Origin of the sequence: Streptomyces sp. NPDC048664, from assembly GCF_040650555.1 — a bacterium.
Classification (GTDB): domain Bacteria; phylum Actinomycetota; class Actinomycetes; order Streptomycetales; family Streptomycetaceae; genus Streptomyces.
In genome coordinates this window covers 186,317-202,826 of sequence record NZ_JBEZHK010000010.1, presented here as the reverse complement: position 1 = coordinate 202,826, position 16,510 = coordinate 186,317, and the positions used below count along the sequence as shown (strand labels likewise).

The following is a 16,510-nucleotide window of genomic DNA, read 5'->3' as shown; positions in this document are numbered from 1 at the left end:
CCGCCCTAACTCTATGATCCACCTGATGAGTTGATCTCTACAGGGGGAGACGGACCGTGACAGGAACGAATCAAACGACGCGACGTCTTACGCTGTCGGCGGCCGTCGTGGCCGGCGTGCTGTGCGCAACTCTTACAGCGTGCAGTGGCGGCGGTACCAACGACTCTGGGCAAGGCGGCGGACACGCCGGTGTGACCAGCAGCCCATCGCCGGAGAAGTCATCCGCCGTGCCAGACTCCAGCACTGTGCTGAGCCAGAAGGCCCAGGTGAAGAACGCGCTTCCGGACATCGGGGCGATGGGCGGCCTTGAGGGCGTGAGCGGGGACGTCGGCACCGCGGACGGGCATCTCAACTGTCCGAGTCCGCAGGAGTGCAAGGGCAAGTGGTACGGCCACGACAAGTTTGCTCTGTCTGGCGACGCGCACTACGTCAATTTCGAGATCACTACCTACACCAGCAGGCAGGACGCCAAGGACGGGCTGAAGGTCGAGGTCGGTGACAATCCTCCTCTGTCAAAGCCCACCTTTGGGAACGAGAGCCAGGCCTACACCAAGGAAGGCGGAGGACTGACGGGCGAGTACATCACCATGCGCGTCGGCACGGTGGTCGCTACCACCTTCGTAGAGGGCGGTGAGAGCGAGCCGATGCTGACGCAGGGAGCGACGATGTTCGCCGATCGGATCGCCCAGGTCCAGGCCGGGAAGAAGGCCACAGCAACACTGCCTCAGTACTGATCGTGCCATTCGTGTCCCCCGCGTGCCCGATCGAGCAGCGAGCGACGGGGACCAAAAGGGAACAGCGGCAAGCAGTCCGAAGACCCGCACGTCAGTGTCTCGCCAGCTCAGCCCCAATCCGCGTACGCGATCTTCCAAACTAGCTACGCGGGTTCGATTCCCGTCGCCCGCTCTTCATGGTTCGGGGCCGGGTGGAGGAGTGATCCTCCACCCGGCCCCGATTGCTTTCCCACCGGGTCCGACCGCGACCGGCAGGCCGGCGGGCGCCGCCGTCCGGAACGTTCCGGCGTCGGTCGGCGACTCGGTGTGAACCCGGGCGGCCCGTCAGAAGCTGATCGAGTTGATGGTGTCCGCTATCGAGTTGAGGAACTTGCTGATCGACGGCGCCATCGTGGTAGAGGCGAGGAAGAAGCCGAAGAGGATCGCGACGATCGCCGGCCCCGCCTTGATCGACCCCCCTCGGATCATGACCACCAGGATGATCGCCAACAAGAGCACCACAGACAGTGAAATGGCCACAACTGATCACACCCTCGGTCGGTCCGCTCTCCCGGCCCGGGGCGCATCCCCTCACGCGCCCCCGCTGGAACCATCGTGCCACCAACAGGCCTGTCCTATGCGGCCCATGAGGCATCGTCGGCGTCTCCCGTCGCACGGATCGGGACCCGCGCCGCCCGGACCGCGTTGCCCACACCTCGGCGGCGCCCCGCCCGCGGCGGCCAACCCCCGCGTCCCGCGGGGAATTTCGGGCCCCCACTCCGACCTTCATCGACCGGCGGTCGTTTCCATGCCCACACATCACGTTCGCAAGTAATTCGAGACGTCTCGACAATTCATTTAGGTCGGACATTCCACCGGAGTCGCCCGCGGGCGTTATGCCCGGTTTAGTCGGGATGAATGCGGACACAACAGCCGTACGGCGAGGGCGGATCGCTCGGCAGCAGGTGTGTGACACCACACGTTTTCGCGACGCCGACTTCCGCGGATCGGGGGTAAACGCAAGCCAAAGGTGTATTCACATCGCGGGTTTTACGAAAACGCACCGCCGACGCTAGGGTTCCCCAGATGTTCCACGCCGACTCGTCCTCCGCAAGAGCAACAGGTACGGCCACGGCGCAGGCCATACCGAGTCCGCGCTCCCCCGAAGCCGTCCAGCCGCGACCCGCGGAGCAGCCGCGGCCTGCCGCCAAGCAGCGTGACGCCTTCTTCGACAATGCCAAGTACCTGGCGATCGTGCTGGTGGCGCTGGGGCACTCGTGGGAACCCCTGCACCCGGGGCGCACGCTCCAGGCGGGGTACAACTTCGTCTACGCCTTCCACATGCCGGCGTTCATCATCATCTCCGGCTACTTCTCGCGCAGTTTCGACATGCGCCCCGACCGGCTGAAGCGGCTGGTGACCGGGGTCCTCGTGCCGTACGTCGTGTTCGAGACGGCCTTCGTCCTCTTCGAGCGCGCCCTCGGCAACGATCCCGACATGCCGATCAGCCTGCTCGACCCCTGGTACCTGACGTGGTTCCTGATCGCGCTGTTCATCTGGCGGCTGACGGCTCCCCTGTGGAAGCTGGTGCGCTACCCGGTGCCGGTGTCGATCACCGTGGCGATGCTGGCGTCCGTCTCCCCCGACATAGGCAACGACCTGGACCTCCAGCGGGTGCTGCAGTTCCTGCCGTACTTCGTCATCGGCCTGTCGATGAAGCCCGAGCACTTCCGGATGGTGCGGCGGCGCGCGGTGCGGATCGCGGCGGTGCCGGTGTTCGCCGGCGCCTACGCGGTGGCGTGGTGGACCCTGCCCCGGATGAACGGGGCCTGGTTCTACCACCGCGACAGCGCGCAGGAGTTGGGGGCGCCGTGGTGGTGCGGGCCCCTCATGACCCTCGCGATGCTGGGGTGCTCGCTGCTGCTCACCGCCTGCTTCTTCTCCTGGGTGCCCGGCCGCAGGACGTGGTTCACGTCGCTGGGCGCCGGGACCCTGTACGCGTACCTGCTGCACGCGTTCTTCATCAAGACCGCGGACTACGAGGGCTGGTACGACGTGTCGTGGCTGCACAACCGGCTGGGAGTGCTGCTGGTGACGCTGCTCGCAGGCGTCGTGGTGACCGCGCTGTGCACCGCTCCGGTGCGGCGGGCGCTGCGGTTCGTGGTGGAACCGGAGATGGACTGGGCCTTCAAGGGAAGCCGGAGCCAGGAGGCACGGGCGTAGGGGTGCTCGGCCCCTGCCCTTGCCTGGGCCTGGGCCGGTGGGGGCTGGTCAGTCCTCGGTGGTGAGGCCGAGGTACTCCCGCATGGCGGCGTACTTGCGGGTGAGCCGCTCGGCGGTGGGGGCGTCGAGCGCGGCCAGCCGGCGCGGGTCGGCGTTGTGCGCGAGGTCGGCGGTTTTGACGAGCCGGGCGCCCGGGGTGGCGAGGATGCGTCGCGCGTACTGCCGTAGCGGTTCGCCCTCGTGCTTCGTCACCGCCCGTACGACATCCTTGGTGACCTGAGACAAGGCGGCCGCCTCCAGCCAGGCCTCGCTGAGGACACCGTCCTCCACCGCGTCGTGCAGCCAGGCGGCGGCGACGAGTTCGTCACCGCCGCCACGGGCTCGTACGCCGTCGGCCACGGCCCGCAGATGCTCCGTGTAGGGCCGTCCGGCCTTGTCCCGCTGCGCGGCGTGCGCGGCGCACGCGACGGCTTCCACGTCTGCGGTTGTCATGAACTGCATGCCGACTCCTCTCGCTAGCGGGCCGCGCCGGCCGTGCGGAGCTTCTTCACCTTGCCGGCGGCTATCACGTTCCACAGGAGGGTGAACGGGGTGAACACGACGAGGGAGGCGGGGCTCCACCAGCCCTGCCACAGGGTCTCGGTGGTCATCTTCCGGTAGACCTGCATCCCGCAGGAGTGGCACATGGGGCCTTCCAGCTTGCGGAACGTCATGAGGACGAGCAGGCCTCGGTGGGCGCGGAAGGTGACGTCGGCGGCGGGGGCGGTGCCGCAGAACCGACAGGACACCTGACCGCCGTACGCCCCCGCGTACCCCCCGGGCTGCGCCGCGTAGGGGTTGTACTGCGGTGGCTGCGGCTGCGTTTGGTGTTGCGGGTGGGCGTAGGGGTTGAACTGCGGGGTGGTCATGAGCAGAACTCTCCGGAGACTCGTCGCGGGGGGGGGTGAGCACATCTCTATCGCGCGAGGAGCGCCTGCTCCAACTCGGTTCGGGTGCCAGGGAGGCGACCACCACGCGCACGCCGGACCTCGCGCCGGTCAGTCACCCCGCGCCAGCGCCTTGACCACACCGGCGTTGGCAGCCTCCGCGAACGAGCCTGGCAGAACTCGGCCTTTGCCCCCCGCATCTGGATCGCTGTACAGCTCGGAGAGGGCTACGGAGGGAAGAGTGCCTCGCTCTTTGGCCTCTTCCAAGATGGCATGCCAGACACCCCCCTCAATGTGCGCACGAGGCCCGACATCCCCCCTCGGTTCCCACGCAGCGGCGTCGTCGTCATCAGCAGCCCAGACATATCCGAGGACCACACCATCCTTCTTGTCCACCACCGTGAAATAGTGCACCGGCCTCTCAGTCCGACTCCTGTAGCGCGGCGGCCCTGGGGAGACCTGGTTGAACCACATGTCATCCTCAAAGCGTGGGTTGATCGGTCGTTCACTACTCATCCGGTTCGCATTCCTTTACCACTGCATGATCCACAGCGAGGTTACGGTCTCGCCAATACCTGTCCGTAGACGTGCCACTTGCCAGCCTCGTCCATGAAGACTCTCGTCACTCTGTACTGAGTGCCACGAGCAAGGAGCAGCTCCCGCTCACCGGGGAACTCGGAGATGCGGTCCAGCCAGAGAGCAGGGGTACCCTTCGGGACCCGCAGGTGTATCCACACTGGCTTCCCCTCGAACGGCGGCGGCGGTGTCTTACCAAGTGCCGTGGAGGTGTACGCCTTGTCGTCGTAGACACCACCCCGCATGTCCAGTGGCGTGTCCAGCTGGAGGTGTTCAATACCAGTGCCACGGACGACCATGATCTCCTCGGGCACGGGACGCGCACCCATGACCTTGTCCATCTCGGCGATCGTATGCAACGTCTCCGGAGAAGTTTCAGTGCCGAACCGGAGGTGGCCGTTGATCTCGTCGTAAGCGCTACTAGTGTAGGTGGCCAGCGATTTCCTCGATGCCGGTTCGAGATCGTCCAGAAACTCGCCCCAGTGCGCGTTGCCGTATTCAAGCCCTGCGCCGTTGCTGAGGCTGGGTGCAGGATTCGTGCCGTGCACGAGTTCAGCCGTGGCAGCCGCATGCTTCTCGGCATCTGTCGCCAGCCCAGAGAATGCCCTCTCCGACATGGACGGCACATACTGGAACGACCTCCCCCCATCCGCACCCCCCTGCCCCCAACGCCCCGTATCAGGGAATTCCGGGTGGAGGTGGGTTTCCGGGGGTGTTGTGGGGTGGGGGACTCGGGGGGCCGTTGGTGGGTGGGGGAAGGGTGCGAGTTTCAGGGTTTTTGTGAGGGTGGTCAGTTTGGTGAGGCCTGCTGTCGCGGCCTTGCTGGCGTAGGTCATCGGGTCGACCGCCCTGGCCGCCCGCGCGGCGAGGCCCGCCCCCTCGCCGCCCGTGAGCACCGTCGTCACCACGTTGAACGTCACCGCCCCCGCGGCACGCGCCGGGTTCTCGCGCCACTCGTCCCACGCGACCAGCGCCTTCCCGGTCCGCTTCGTCGCGGCCCGCGACTCCCGCAGCCAGGAGGGGAGGCTCCGGTCCGGCAGCGTCCAGAACAGGGCTCCCGTCCCCGGAAGGGAGGTGACCGCCAGGCCCGTGGCCAGTTCGGCCAGGCCCTTCCACGCCTGGCCCATCGCGTCCCAGCCGCCGGCGCCCGCCAGCTCGCCCAGGCCCTTGAGCGTCCCCCACACCCCGTCCACGACGATGCCGTCCCACACGAACGACTTCGCCCAGTGGCCGACGTCGTACCAGGGGGTCTCCCGCTCCACGGGGTCGCCCCAGGGGAGCCGGGCGTGCGCCAGGGCGGCCGCGGAGTACCCGGCGCCCGCCGCCACCGGCACCCCGCACCACACGGCGCTGATCCTGTTGTGGCACTCGCGTTCCGCCGCCCAGAACGCCGCCACCGTCGCCGTGACGTCGTCCCGGATCCGGTTGTGGGCCTCGACCTTGTCCCCGTCGCGCTCCCAGTCGTCGTCGCCCCGCACCGACGCCGTGAAGTCCGCCGCGTCGGCCCTGAGCCGTTCCAGTCGCGCGATCAGCGGCTGGACCTGGGCCGCGTACGCCGCCAGCGCGCCCGCGGCCGTCTCCAGGCCCGTCGCGAAACCGTCCGCGCGGTCCACCACCGGCTTCGTCGTCGCGAACAGCCGCCGCGCCTCCGGCGCCGTGTAGTACGCCGCCAGGCCCTGGAACCTCCGGTCCGTCTCCGCGCCCGTGGCGCGGACGTCCGACGCCACCGTCCGCAGCGCGGCGCAGGCCTTCTCCAACCGCGCCAGGTCGCCCGTGAACCGGGGGATGCGCCCCGGGTCGATCACGGGCCCGGCTCCGGACGCGCCGTCCGGCGCGTCCGCGCGGCCATCGCCTCGTCGCCCTCCAGATACGCCGTGGTCGCGTCCGCCGCGCCCCGCAGCGACGCGCCGGCCCGTGTCACCAGCCAGACCAGGTCCGTGGTCGCGTGCTCCGCGTACCGGGACAGGGCCAGAGCCACCAGGCCGCCCCCGCCTCCCTCGCCGCCGTCCCCGTGTGCGGCGGCGGCAGACAGCGTGCCCGCGCTCGACGCCGCCGCCGTCAGATGGTCCGCGTACGCCTTCGCCTGGCCCTCAAGACGCGACGCCGCCTCACTCGCCGCACTCAGCACCCCCGCGATGCCCTGCGGTGTCAGATCCCAGCCGGTCACCACACACCCCGTGTCCGGGCGTCAGCCGATGCCGTCGACCGCCGCCCCCGCCTTCGCCATCGTGGACCGCGCCGTCGCGTCGTCGTCCTCCAACGTCGCTCTCACCAGCGCGATGATGTTCCTGACCTCCTGCGACGCCCGGGACCACCGCAGTTCCCTGCCGTGGTACTCCTCGGCCACGCCGTCCGCCGTGAACTCGGCCATCGCCTCCCGCACCTGGGCCTCCCGCTGCGCCATGACCTCTTCCAGGCGGGCGATCACCGCCTGGATCCCGGCCTGCGCCTGAGCCGACGCCTCCGTGTCGTACGAGCGGCGATCCGTGCCCGAACCCGCCATCACACCCGCCACCTCCCGCGGTTCAGCGGAACCGCGCGCCGTCGAAGTCGGCCGCCGCCATCTGCCGCCTCGCGTTGTCGCCCTGCTCCTGGTCCCCGGAGCCGAACGCCGACTCCATCCCCGACTGGCCGCCCACGATCGCCGCCAAGGACGCCTCCAGCTCCCTGGCGACGGCGTCGGCCCGCGACGTGAACGCGTCGAACGCCGCCCGCCCCGCGCCGTTGAACCTTCCTTCCAACGGCTGCGCTGACCCGGCGAGTTGGCGCACCAGGGCGCCCAGGTCGGCAGAGGATCCGCGCGACGCGCCGATCAGTGTCACGAGGGTCCGCGCCCCCATGTCGAACTTCACCGCGACCTCCCGGTCCGTCACGCCACGCGCATGTGCATGTGCGGACATCTCTACCAATGTCGCGATTGCACACGCAACGCACGCCCGGAGCGTCGCCACGAAGGTGTGAGGGACCCGGACGGGAATTCGGGACATGTCGTACATGCCGTACGGGAGTTCAGGGGCGCCGGTCGCAGCGCGGGCGGCTCAGCGCGTGGCGGCCTGTGCCGTCGGGCCGTCGCGGGAGATCAGCAGCAGCGCCCGGTCGTCGTTCACGTCCTTGGCGACCGCCTCGATGAGATGCCAGGCCGCGCCGTGGAAGCCGCCGGCGACATAGCGGTCGGCCTCGCCCGTCAGGCGGTCGATGCCCTCCACGATGTCCCGTTCGGACGTCTCCACCAGGCCGTCGGTGAACAGCATCAGCACGTCACCGGCCCGCAGGGAGCCCTTCACCGGGTCGAACTGCGCTCCGTCGTACACGCCGAGGAGCGGCCCGTCCGCGGCCTTCTCCTCCCAGCGGCCGCTGCCCGCGCTCAGCTGGAGGCCCGGCGGGTGCCCCGCGGTGTACAGCTCGTAGTCGCCCGACTCAAGGTCGAGGACGAGGTGGATGGAGGTGGCGAAGCCCTCGTCCCAGTCCTGGCGCAGGAGGTAGCCGTTGGCCGCGGGCAGGAACTCGTGCGGTGGCAGCGAGCCCAGCAGACCGCCGAACGCCCCGGACAGCAGCAGGGCCCGGGAGCCCGCGTCCATGCCCTTGCCCGAGACGTCCGTCAGGACGACCTCCAGCGTCCGGCCGCCGTTCGTCCGGGCGGCCACCACGAAATCCCCCGAGAAGGACTGGCCGCCCGCCGGTCTGAGCGACATCTCGCGGTGCCAGCCCGCCGGCAGCTGGGGCAGGTTGCTCTGTGCCCGGATGCGTTCGCGCAGGTCGAAGAGCATGGTTCCGCCGCGCCGCCACGGCACCCCCACCCGGCTGCGGAACTGGGCGATCAGCAGTCCGAAGAACCCGCAGGCGGCGACCACGAGGACGACGCCCGGGGTGACCCTGGAGGGGCCCTCGGTGTACGGGCCGAGCTTGACGGCCTCGACGATCAGCGCGGTGGCCCCGGCGGCGTACAGGCCGAGCAGGCTGGCGGGCCGCAGCAGCAGACCGCCCGCCACGATCGGAAGTATGAGCAGGGCGGGCGCGCACCACACGGGGTCGAACAGGGTGGCGGCCGCGATCAGCGGGATCATCAGCAGCAGGCCGGCCAGGGCGATCCAGTCCGAGCCGTCCCCGCGGAAGTAGTCCACGGCGGATCTGCGCAGGCCGGTGCGGGCCCGGTGCCACTGCTTCTTCAACCGGGCCGTGAACGTCTCGGCCGCCGCGCGGCGACCTCGTCCTGCTGCCATTGCTCGGGACCCTATCCATCGGACCTGTCACTTGGCACGGGAGGTGCCACTTGTCCCCCGTCCGAGCGCCCGACCGCGCGGGTTCGCGCCCCCCCTCGCGGGACACAAAACCGCTCGCTCGTTCCGCATTGTCCTGGTAGGCATGCCGCATGACGACCGAGGTGCGCGTGCTGCGGCAGGACGAGTGGGACGACTGGTACGGCAATCTCGTCCGTGCCTTCGGCGGCATGGGCGTTTCCCCCGAGGAGCGGGCGTTCGACCGGGATGTCACGGAGTTCGACCGCTCCCTGGGCGCCTGGGACGGGGCGTCCTGCGTCGGCACGGCCGGCGCGTTCGGTTTCCGTCTCACCGTGCCCGGCGGCCTCTCGGTCCCGGCCGCGGGCATCACGGCGGTGAGCGTGGCGGCCACCCACCGCAGGCGCGGGGTGCTGAGGTCGATGATGCGACGGCAGCTGGACGACGTCCGCGCCTGGGGCGAGCCGATCGCGGTGCTGCACGCCTCGGAGCCGGCGATCTACTCCCGGTTCGGGTACGGCGCGGCGGCCTTCCAGCTCGGCGCGGAGATCGACACGAGTCGCGTCGAGCTGTCCGTTCCGGCCGGTACGGACGGCGTACGGCTGCGCTACGCGGATCCCGCCGAGGTGCTGGACGCGTGCGAGACCGTGTACGCGCGGCTGGTGCCCGCCCGTCCCGGCATGCTCGCGCGGCAGCCGGGCTGGGAGCGGCAGCAGCTGCTGGACCCGGTGAGTGAACGGGAGGGGGCGTCCGCGCTGCAGTGCGTGGTCGCGGAGCGGGAGGGCGCGGTCACGGGGTACGCGCGGTTCCGTACGAAGCTCGGCTGGGGCGCGGGCGGGCACGACGGCACGATCTCCTTGTCGGACCTGTTCGCGCTCGATCCGTCGACGGACGCGGCGCTGTGGCGCTTCCTGTTCGGCATCGACCTGATGACGACGCTGTCCGTCGGCGCGCGGCCGGTCGACGACGCCTGGCAGTACCTGGTCTCCGACATCAGGCGGTGCGGGACGCGGGTGCGGGACTCGCTGTACGTGCGTCTGGTAGACGTCCCCGCGGCGCTGGAGGTGCGGACCTACCAGACGCCCGTGGACGTCGTGTTGGAGGTCGAGGACGAGTTCTGCCCCTGGAACGCGGGGCGCCTGCGGCTGGTCGGCGACGCCAAGGGAGCGTCGTGCGCGCGGTCCACCGACGCCGCCGATCTCGCCCTGTCCGCGAGGGAGTTGGGGGCGGCCTATCTCGGGGGCGTGTCCCTGGCCTCGTTGGCGGCGGCCGGGCGGGTGCGGGAGCTGCGGCCGGGAGCCCTGGCCCAGGCGTCGGTGGCGTTCGGCTCACCGGTGGCGCCGTACCCGCCCCACGGCTTCTAGCACCGCGGCAGGCGACACTCGCCCGTGAACGGCGCGGCAGGCGATGCTCGCCGTCAAGGAGCGGTGCCCGGTGCGGCACCAGTGCCGCGGCAGGCGATCCGTGGTCGGGCCCGGCGGGACTCGGGGGCCTGTTCCGGGCCGGTCAGTCGGCCGCCGTGTTCGTCGGCGGCTGACAGGTCGGGCACCAGAAGAGGTTGCGGGCGGCGAGACCGGCGGTGCGGATCTCGCCGCCACAGATGTGGCAGGGCAGGTCGGCCCTGCGGTACACGTACACCTCTCCGCCGTGGTCGTCCACGCGCGGCGGGCGGCCCATCGCCTCGGGAGTGTGCTCGGGGCGGACGGTGTCTATGCGGTTGCGGCGTACGCCTTCGCGCATCAGAGCGACGAGGTCGGCCCAGAGCGCGTCCCAGGTGCCGGGGGTGATGTCCCTGCCGGGCCGGTAGGGGTCGACGCCGTGCCGGAAGAGGACCTCGGCGCGGTAGACGTTGCCGACGCCCGCGATGACCTTCTGGTCCATGAGCAGGGCGGCGATGGTGGTGCGGCTCCGGGAGATCCTGCGGTACGCGGCGGCGGGGTCCCCGTCGCCGCGAAGCGGGTCGGGGCCGAGCCTGCCGTGCAGGGCCGCCTTCTCGTCGTCGGTGATCAGCGCGCAGGTGGTGGGGCCGCGCAGGTCGGCGTACGCGCGGGGGTTCGCCAGGCGCAGCCGGACCGTGTCGGTGGGCGGGGGCGCGGGGGCGTCGCCGAGGGCGACCTTGCCGAACAGCCCGAGGTGGATGTGCACCCAGTCGCTGTCGCGGAAGCCGAGGAAGAGGTGCTTGCCGTGGGCGTCGGCCGTGCGCAGGACGGCCCCGTCGAGCAGGGCCGCGGCGTCGGCGAACTTGCCCTGGGGGCTGCTGACGGCGACGGCGCCGCCGCGGAACCGGGCGGCGTAGTCCTCGGCCAGCCGGTGAATCGTGTGCCCCTCCGGCACGGTGCCCCTACCTCCTGGTGGACGAACGTCGGACGACGGGCTCCGCCCGCGGTGGCGGGGGCGGAGCCGGTGGCGTCACACGGAGGGCTCAGCCCTGCGGGTGGTGCGGGGGGATGGGCGGGAGGTCGCCGGTGGTCTCGTACGAGCTGAGCATGTCGATCCGCCGCACATGCCGCTCGTCGCCGGAGAACGGCGTGTTCAGGAACGTCTCCACGAACTTCGTGGCCTCGTCCTGCGTGTGCATGCGGGCGCCCACGGCGACGACGTTGGCGTTGTTGTGCTGCCGCCCGAGGGACGCCGTCTCCTCGCTCCAGGCCAGGGCCGCCCGCACCCCCTTCACCTTGTTCGCGGCGATCTGCTCGCCGTTCCCGGAGCCGCCGATCACGATGCCGAGGGCGCCCTCGTCCGCCGCGGTGCGCTCGGCGGCACGGAGGCAGAACGGAGGGTAGTCGTCCTGGGCGTCGTAGATGTGGGGCCCGCAGTCGACGGGCTCGTGGCCGGCGGCCCTGAGCCACTCGACGAGGTGGTTCTTCAGTTCGAAGCCGGCATGGTCGGAGCCGAGATACACGCGCATGATCCGAGTGTGGCACGCCCGCGAGTGAGGTGCCTCACTGGGTGTTACCGGTCAGGAATGTGAGCCAGGCTATAGAACCTCAAGGAAACCTCAAGTAACAATCCGGATTCAAAGGTTCCTGAATCCGGATGCCTCGGATTCACTGGACCGACTCGTACGCCGCTCGTGCGAGCCTCCCTGTCGCTCGTACGGGACCGGACGCGTCCGTACGTACGGGTGTCCCCCACATTCCGTACACACCGGCTCAAAGGAAATCCCTTTCATGACCTCGCAGCCGACCCCCACAAAGTCTGGCAGTCCCGTCCACGGCACCACCCAGGACCCTGGCGGCGGCCTCCAGGCCGGGCTCAAGAACCGTCATCTGACGATGATCGCCATCGGCGGCGTCATCGGTGCCGGCCTGTTCGTCGGTTCCAGCACCGGAATCGCCACCGCGGGCCCCGGCATCCTGCTCTCCTACGCTCTCGTCGGCACGCTCGTGGTGCTGGTGATGCGCATGCTGGGTGAGATGTCCGCCGCGAACCCCACCTCCGGGTCCTTCTCCGCGCACGCCGACCGCGCGCTCGGCCGCTGGGCCGGATTCTCGATCGGCTGGCTGTACTGGTTCTTCTGGGTGGTCGTGCTCGCCGTGGAGGCGACCGCGGGCGCCGGAATCCTCGCCGGCTGGATCCCGGCCGTGCCCCAGTGGGCCTGGGCCCTGATCGTCATGGTCGTGCTCACCGCCACCAACCTGGTGTCCGTGGGCTCCTACGGCGAGTTCGAGTTCTGGTTCGCCGGTATCAAGGTCGTCGCCATCGGCGCCTTCATCGTCGTGGGCCTGCTCGCCATCTTCGGTGTGCTGCCCGGCGTCCACAGCGACCAGGCGAGCTTCGGCAACCTCACCGGCCACGGCGGCTTCCTGCCGCACGGCCCGGGCACCATCCTCACCGGTGTGCTGCTGGTGGTCTTCTCCTTCATGGGCAGCGAGATCGCCACGCTGGCGGCGGGCGAGTCCGAGGACCCGCAGCGCGCGGTGACCAAGTCGACCAACAGCATCATCTGGCGTATCGGCGTCTTCTACCTGGGTTCGATCCTCGTGGTCGTCTCCCTGGTGCCGTGGAACGACCCGGCGATCAAGAAGGACGGCTCGTACGTCGCCGCCCTGGACTCCCTCGGCATCGCCCACGCCGGCGACATCATGAAGTTCATCGTGCTGACGTCCGTGCTGTCCTGCCTGAACTCCGGGCTCTACACGGCCTCCCGCATGGCCTTCTCGCTCGGTGAGCGGGGCGACGCGCCGAAGGCCTTCACCCGGACGACGAGCCGCGGTGTCCCGATGACGGCGATCACCGTCTCCGTCCTGTTCGGCTTCCTGGCCGTCTTCTTCAACTACAAGTACCCGGACTCGGTCTTCCTCTTCCTGGTGAACTCCAGCGGTGCGGTCGCCCTGTTCGTCTGGCTGGTGATCTGCTTCTCGCAGCTGCGGATGCGGAAGATCATCCAGCGCGAGGCGCCGGAGAAGCTCGTCGTCAAGATGTGGCTCTACCCGTACCTGACCTGGGTCGCGGCGGCCGTGATCGTGTTCGTCCTCGGCTACATGCTGACCGACACGGAGCACGACGGACGCGAGACCGTCCTGCTGTCGCTCCTCGTCGCCGCGGTGGTGCTCGTCATCGCCGTGGTCAAGGAGAAGCTGGGCGGCCGTCGTACCGCGGTGAGCGCCGCCGCCGAGGACGCGGACCAGACGCGCACCGGGATCGGCGCCTGAGCGTCACCCGGAGCTGAGACAGGGCGAGGGCCCCGCGGCATGATGCCGCGGGGCCCTCGCCCTCTCGTGGTGCCGCCGAGGCGTCACTTCCCGCCGACGAGCTTCCAGGCCGCGGGCAGCAGGCCCATCGCCAGGGCCGCCTTCAGTGCGTCGCCGATCAGGAACGGGGTGAGCCCGGCCGCGATCGCGGCGCTCGCGGACATCCCCGTGGCGAAGGCCAGGTACGGGACGCCGACGGCGTAGATGACCGCCTCGCCCAGCAGCATCGCCCCGGCCGTGCGCACCACGGAGCGGTCGGCGCCGCGGCGGGCGAGGGCGCCCACGACGGTGGAGGCGATCAGCATGCCGAGGACGTAGCCGAAGGACGGGGCGGCCGCGCCCGAGGCACCGCCGGCGAACCACGGGACACCGGCCGCACCGGCCAGGGCGTACAGGGCGAGGGAGAGGAATCCGCGCCGGGCGCCCAGCGCCGTGCCCACGAGCAGCGCGGCGAAGGTCTGACCGGTGACCGGCACCGGGGTGCCCGGAACGTGGACCGAGAGCTGCGCGGCGAGCCCGGTGAGCGCGGCGCCGCCGACCACGAGGGCGGCGTCACGGACGCGGGACGCGGGGAGCAGGTCCGCGAGGACCTCGCCCGGACGGGTGGTGGCGGTGGCGGTGGCGGTGCTCATGGGGCTCTCACTCCGGCGCTGAAGACGGTGGGGACATCGTGACGCTATCCCGGCGACCGCACCGCGATCACCGTCAGCGCTCGACAAAGGCTTGATCCAGGGCTTGGTGGGCTGTGCACAAAAGAAGCGGCCCACACCCGGTGCGGCGTGACGCCGCTCACTGAGGTGGCGTGGCCGACGGTACAGAGACGCCGGGTGCGGCGACTGTGGAGTTCCACCAACCGTTCCCCCGACCACTCCCCCGACCGCCCGCGATCGAGTGACCAGGCCGACACGTTCCGTGCGCGGAGCGTCCGGATGCTGGGCGGGCTCTTCGCGGCGGGATGCGGACCGCCCAGACTATGGGCGATTTTGTCCTCCACCGACTGGACGAGCCTCGCCCATGCCCAGCACCGCAGAGACACCGAAGCCGACTCCGGCCCGGCCGGACGACGCCTCCCTGTCCCACGGCCTCAAGCAGCGCCACCTGTCGATGATCGCCCTCGGCGGGGTGATCGGCGCCGGTCTGTTCGTGGGATCCGGTGCCGCGATCGCCGCCGCCGGGCCGTCCGTCGTGATCGCCTACACGGTCTCCGGGCTGCTCGTCATGCTCGTGATGCGGATGCTCGGCGAGATGTCCGCCGCCTATCCGTCCTCCGGCTCGTTCTCCGCGCACGCCGAACGCGCGCTGGGCCCCTGGGCCGGGTTCACGGCGGGCTGGTCGTTCTGGGTGCTGCTCTGCACGGCCGTGGGCCTGGAGGGCATCGGCGCCGCGAACATCGTCGCCGGCTGGCTGCCGGGCACGCCCACCTGGGCGTGGGTGGCGCTGTTCATGGTGGTGTTCTGCGGTGCGAACCTGGCCGCGGTGAAGAACTTCGGCGAGTTCGAGTTCTGGTTCGCGGCGCTGAAGGTCGGCGCGATCACCCTGTTCCTGGTGCTCGGCTTGCTGGCGATCACCGGGGTCCTGCCCGGCACGGACTCCCCCGGCGCCTCCCACCTCACCCACTTCCTGCCCCACGGCAGCCAGGGCCTCGTCATCGGCCTGCTCGCGTCGGTGTTCGCGTACGGCGGCCTGGAGACGGTCACCATCGCGGCGGCCGAGTCCGAGGACCCGGTCAAGGGGGTCGCGAGCGCCGTGCGCACCGCGATGTGGCGCATCGCCCTCTTCTACATCGGCTCGATGGTCGTCATCGTCACGCTGATCCCGTGGGACTCCAAGGACCTCGTCGACCCCGACAAGGGGCCCTACGTCGCCACCCTCGACCATCTGGGCATCCCCGGCGCCGGACAGCTGATGAAGGTCGTCATCCTGGTCGCCCTGCTCTCGGCGATGAACGCCAACATCTACGGCTCCTCGCGCATCGCCTACTCCCTGGTCCAGCGGGGCCAGGGGCCGAAGGCGCTGGCCAAGGTGTCCGGCGGCGTGCCGCGGGTCGCGGTGCTCACCTCCTGCGTGTGCGGGTTCATCTGCGTGGCCCTCAGCTACTGGCGGCCCGACGACGTCTTCCCCTGGCTGCTGAACATGATCGGCGCGGTGGTCCTGGTCGTCTGGTTCTTCATCGGGGTCTCGCAGCTGCGGCTGCGCCGCCGGCTGGCACGCGAGGAGCCCGAGAAGCTGGTCGTCCGGATGTGGGCGTTCCCCTACCTGACCTGGGTCGCGCTGGCGGGGATGGCCGCCGTCTTCGTCCTGATGGCGCGGGAGCAGAACACCCGCGTGCAGCTGTACTCGACGGGGGCGATGACGCTGGTCCTGGCGGTCGTGGGCTATGCCAGGCAGCGGATGCGCGCCGCCGGGCGCTGACGCCCCGCGCTCCGTCGAAGTGCCCCCGCGTACGACACGCGGGGGCACTTTCCGCTCTACAGGTTGCTGAAGTCGGGGCCCGCGGTGCGGGTGCGCTTGATCTCGTAGAAGCCCGGGACGGAGGCGACCGCCAGCGTGCCGTCCCACAGCCGCGCGGCGTCCTCGCCCTGGGGCGCCGGGGTGACCACGGGTCCGAAGAAGGCGATCTGCCCGCCGTCGGGGCCCGGGACCGCGATCACCGGCGTGCCCACCTCCTGGCCGACCTTCTCGATGCCCTCCTTGTGGGAGGCACGCAGCTCGGCGTCGAACTCGAAGTCCTCCCGCTCGGCGTGGTCGATCAGGTCGGCGGGCAGGCCGACCTCCTCGAGGGCGGCGGCGATCGCCTCCAGCGTCGGGCCCTCGCCCTGGTTGTGGAAGCGGGTGCCGAGCGCGGTGTACAGGGGGCCGAGCACGTCGTCGCCGTGCTTCTGCCAGGCGGCGGTCACCACCCGCACCGGCTGCCACGCCTTGGTGGCGAGCATCTCCCGGTACTCCTCGGGCAGCTGGTCCAGCTTGTCCTCGTTGAGCACGGCGAGGCTCATCAGGTGCCAGCGGACCTCGATGTCGCGGACCTTCTCCACCTCCAGGACCCACCGGGAGGTCATCCAGGCCCACGGGCACAGGGGGTCGAACCAGAAGTCGACGGGCGTCTTGCCGGCGGACGGCGCGGTGGCGGACATGGCTCTCCTCGG

The 16,510-nt window shown here is 70.3% G+C and carries 18 protein-coding genes; 5 read left to right on the top strand and 13 right to left on the bottom strand.

Translation table 11 applies throughout. The features are described 5' to 3' along the window. The first annotated feature begins 245 nt into the window (after positions 1-245). On the top strand, positions 246-734 hold the full coding sequence (locus tag AB0C59_RS14110; protein ID WP_363004071.1) for a hypothetical protein: 489 nt from the start codon (positions 246-248) through the stop codon (positions 732-734). A gap of 324 nt (positions 735-1,058) precedes the next feature. Here the strand turns inward: AB0C59_RS14110 and AB0C59_RS14105 are convergent, their stop codons facing one another. Continuing rightward, a complete protein-coding gene (locus tag AB0C59_RS14105; protein ID WP_363004069.1) occupies positions 1,059-1,253 on the bottom strand; it encodes a hypothetical protein in 195 nt (64 codons plus the stop codon). A 546-nt stretch (positions 1,254-1,799) separates the two neighbouring features. Between AB0C59_RS14105 and AB0C59_RS14100 the strand changes: the two genes are divergently transcribed. Beyond that, positions 1,800-2,936: an acyltransferase family protein gene (locus AB0C59_RS14100; RefSeq protein ID WP_363004067.1), complete on the top strand. Its 1,137-nt coding sequence runs from the start codon at positions 1,800-1,802 to the stop codon at positions 2,934-2,936. Between the two features lie 48 nt (positions 2,937-2,984). Here AB0C59_RS14100 and AB0C59_RS14095 read toward each other — a convergent pair whose 3' ends face one another. The 8 genes from AB0C59_RS14095 to AB0C59_RS14060 all read right to left on the bottom strand — a co-directional run bounded on the left by AB0C59_RS14095 (position 2,985) and on the right by AB0C59_RS14060 (position 8,658). Next, entirely contained in the window at positions 2,985-3,437 is a 453-nt protein-coding gene (locus AB0C59_RS14095) for an HD domain-containing protein (RefSeq protein ID WP_363004065.1), read from the bottom strand. A 14-nt stretch (positions 3,438-3,451) separates the two neighbouring features. Next, positions 3,452-3,844 (bottom strand): hypothetical protein, encoded by a 393-nt coding sequence (locus AB0C59_RS14090; protein ID WP_363004063.1) that lies wholly within the window; start codon positions 3,842-3,844, stop codon positions 3,452-3,454. 129 nt (positions 3,845-3,973) lie between these two features. Then, complete coding sequence (locus tag AB0C59_RS14085; RefSeq protein ID WP_363004061.1) at positions 3,974-4,378, bottom strand: hypothetical protein; 405 nt, start codon at positions 4,376-4,378, stop codon at positions 3,974-3,976. Between the two features lie 41 nt (positions 4,379-4,419). Next, complete coding sequence (locus AB0C59_RS14080; RefSeq protein ID WP_363004059.1) at positions 4,420-6,243, bottom strand: ADP-ribosyltransferase; 1,824 nt, start codon at positions 6,241-6,243, stop codon at positions 4,420-4,422. Continuing rightward, entirely contained in the window at positions 6,240-6,605 is a 366-nt protein-coding gene (locus AB0C59_RS14075; RefSeq protein ID WP_363004057.1) for a DUF6507 family protein, read from the bottom strand. The genes AB0C59_RS14080 and AB0C59_RS14075 overlap by 4 nt, the downstream gene beginning before the upstream one ends. 21 nt (positions 6,606-6,626) lie before the next feature. Continuing rightward, entirely contained in the window at positions 6,627-6,941 is a 315-nt protein-coding gene (locus AB0C59_RS14070; protein ID WP_363004055.1) for a pore-forming ESAT-6 family protein, read from the bottom strand. A 22-nt stretch (positions 6,942-6,963) separates the two neighbouring features. Then, positions 6,964-7,290 (bottom strand): hypothetical protein, encoded by a 327-nt coding sequence (locus tag AB0C59_RS14065; protein WP_363004163.1) that lies wholly within the window; start codon positions 7,288-7,290, stop codon positions 6,964-6,966. A gap of 186 nt (positions 7,291-7,476) precedes the next feature. Then, the gene (locus AB0C59_RS14060) at positions 7,477-8,658 is read right to left on the bottom strand and encodes a PP2C family protein-serine/threonine phosphatase (protein WP_363004053.1); all 1,182 of its coding nucleotides are present in this window, start codon (positions 8,656-8,658) and stop codon (positions 7,477-7,479) included. Positions 8,659-8,807: 149 nt separating this feature from the next. Here AB0C59_RS14060 and AB0C59_RS14055 point away from each other — a divergent pair, with 149 nt between their 5' ends. Beyond that, a complete protein-coding gene (locus tag AB0C59_RS14055; RefSeq protein WP_363004051.1) occupies positions 8,808-10,037 on the top strand; it encodes a GNAT family N-acetyltransferase in 1,230 nt (409 codons plus the stop codon). A 142-nt stretch (positions 10,038-10,179) separates the two neighbouring features. On the opposite strand, the gene AB0C59_RS14050 is transcribed toward AB0C59_RS14055, so the two are convergent. Together AB0C59_RS14050 and AB0C59_RS14045 are read right to left on the bottom strand one after the other, a co-directional pair. Continuing rightward, a complete protein-coding gene (locus tag AB0C59_RS14050) occupies positions 10,180-11,007 on the bottom strand; it encodes a DNA-formamidopyrimidine glycosylase family protein (RefSeq protein WP_363004049.1) in 828 nt (275 codons plus the stop codon). Positions 11,008-11,095: 88 nt separating this feature from the next. Then, entirely contained in the window at positions 11,096-11,581 is a 486-nt protein-coding gene (locus AB0C59_RS14045; protein ID WP_363004047.1) for a ribose-5-phosphate isomerase, read from the bottom strand. 262 nt (positions 11,582-11,843) lie between these two features. Between AB0C59_RS14045 and AB0C59_RS14040 the strand changes: the two genes are divergently transcribed. Beyond that, a complete protein-coding gene (locus tag AB0C59_RS14040; RefSeq protein ID WP_363004045.1) occupies positions 11,844-13,328 on the top strand; it encodes an amino acid permease in 1,485 nt (494 codons plus the stop codon). Positions 13,329-13,411: 83 nt separating this feature from the next. On the opposite strand, the gene AB0C59_RS14035 is transcribed toward AB0C59_RS14040, so the two are convergent. Further along, positions 13,412-13,999, bottom strand: coding sequence for a biotin transporter BioY (locus tag AB0C59_RS14035; RefSeq protein ID WP_363004043.1), 588 nt, complete (start codon positions 13,997-13,999; stop codon positions 13,412-13,414). A gap of 382 nt (positions 14,000-14,381) precedes the next feature. Here AB0C59_RS14035 and AB0C59_RS14030 point away from each other — a divergent pair, with 382 nt between their 5' ends. Next, positions 14,382-15,779: an amino acid permease gene (locus AB0C59_RS14030; RefSeq protein WP_363004041.1), complete on the top strand. Its 1,398-nt coding sequence runs from the start codon at positions 14,382-14,384 to the stop codon at positions 15,777-15,779. Positions 15,780-15,835: 56 nt separating this feature from the next. Here AB0C59_RS14030 and AB0C59_RS14025 read toward each other — a convergent pair whose 3' ends face one another. Further along, entirely contained in the window at positions 15,836-16,498 is a 663-nt protein-coding gene (locus AB0C59_RS14025; protein WP_363004039.1) for a DsbA family protein, read from the bottom strand. Positions 16,499-16,510 lie beyond the last annotated feature (12 nt).

Bases quoted from the DNA above. Each gene is read 5' to 3' on its own strand.
- AB0C59_RS14070 (WP_363004055.1), bottom strand. From the start codon at position 6,941: ATGGCGGGTTCGGGCACGGATCGCCGCTCGTACGACACGGAGGCGTCG.
- AB0C59_RS14060 (WP_363004053.1), bottom strand. From the start codon at position 8,658: ATGGCAGCAGGACGAGGTCGCCGCGCGGCGGCCGAGACGTTCACGGCC.
- AB0C59_RS14100 (WP_363004067.1), top strand. From the start codon at position 1,800: ATGTTCCACGCCGACTCGTCCTCCGCAAGAGCAACAGGTACGGCCACG.
- AB0C59_RS14085 (WP_363004061.1), bottom strand. From the start codon at position 4,378: ATGAGTAGTGAACGACCGATCAACCCACGCTTTGAGGATGACATGTGG.
- AB0C59_RS14025 (WP_363004039.1), bottom strand. From the start codon at position 16,498: ATGTCCGCCACCGCGCCGTCCGCCGGCAAGACGCCCGTCGACTTCTGG.
- AB0C59_RS14030 (WP_363004041.1), top strand. From the start codon at position 14,382: ATGCCCAGCACCGCAGAGACACCGAAGCCGACTCCGGCCCGGCCGGAC.
- AB0C59_RS14035 (WP_363004043.1), bottom strand. From the start codon at position 13,999: ATGAGCACCGCCACCGCCACCGCCACCACCCGTCCGGGCGAGGTCCTC.
- AB0C59_RS14090 (WP_363004063.1), bottom strand. From the start codon at position 3,844: ATGACCACCCCGCAGTTCAACCCCTACGCCCACCCGCAACACCAAACG.
- AB0C59_RS14055 (WP_363004051.1), top strand. From the start codon at position 8,808: ATGACGACCGAGGTGCGCGTGCTGCGGCAGGACGAGTGGGACGACTGG.
- AB0C59_RS14095 (WP_363004065.1), bottom strand. From the start codon at position 3,437: ATGCAGTTCATGACAACCGCAGACGTGGAAGCCGTCGCGTGCGCCGCG.
- AB0C59_RS14045 (WP_363004047.1), bottom strand. From the start codon at position 11,581: ATGCGCGTGTATCTCGGCTCCGACCATGCCGGCTTCGAACTGAAGAAC.
- AB0C59_RS14040 (WP_363004045.1), top strand. From the start codon at position 11,844: ATGACCTCGCAGCCGACCCCCACAAAGTCTGGCAGTCCCGTCCACGGC.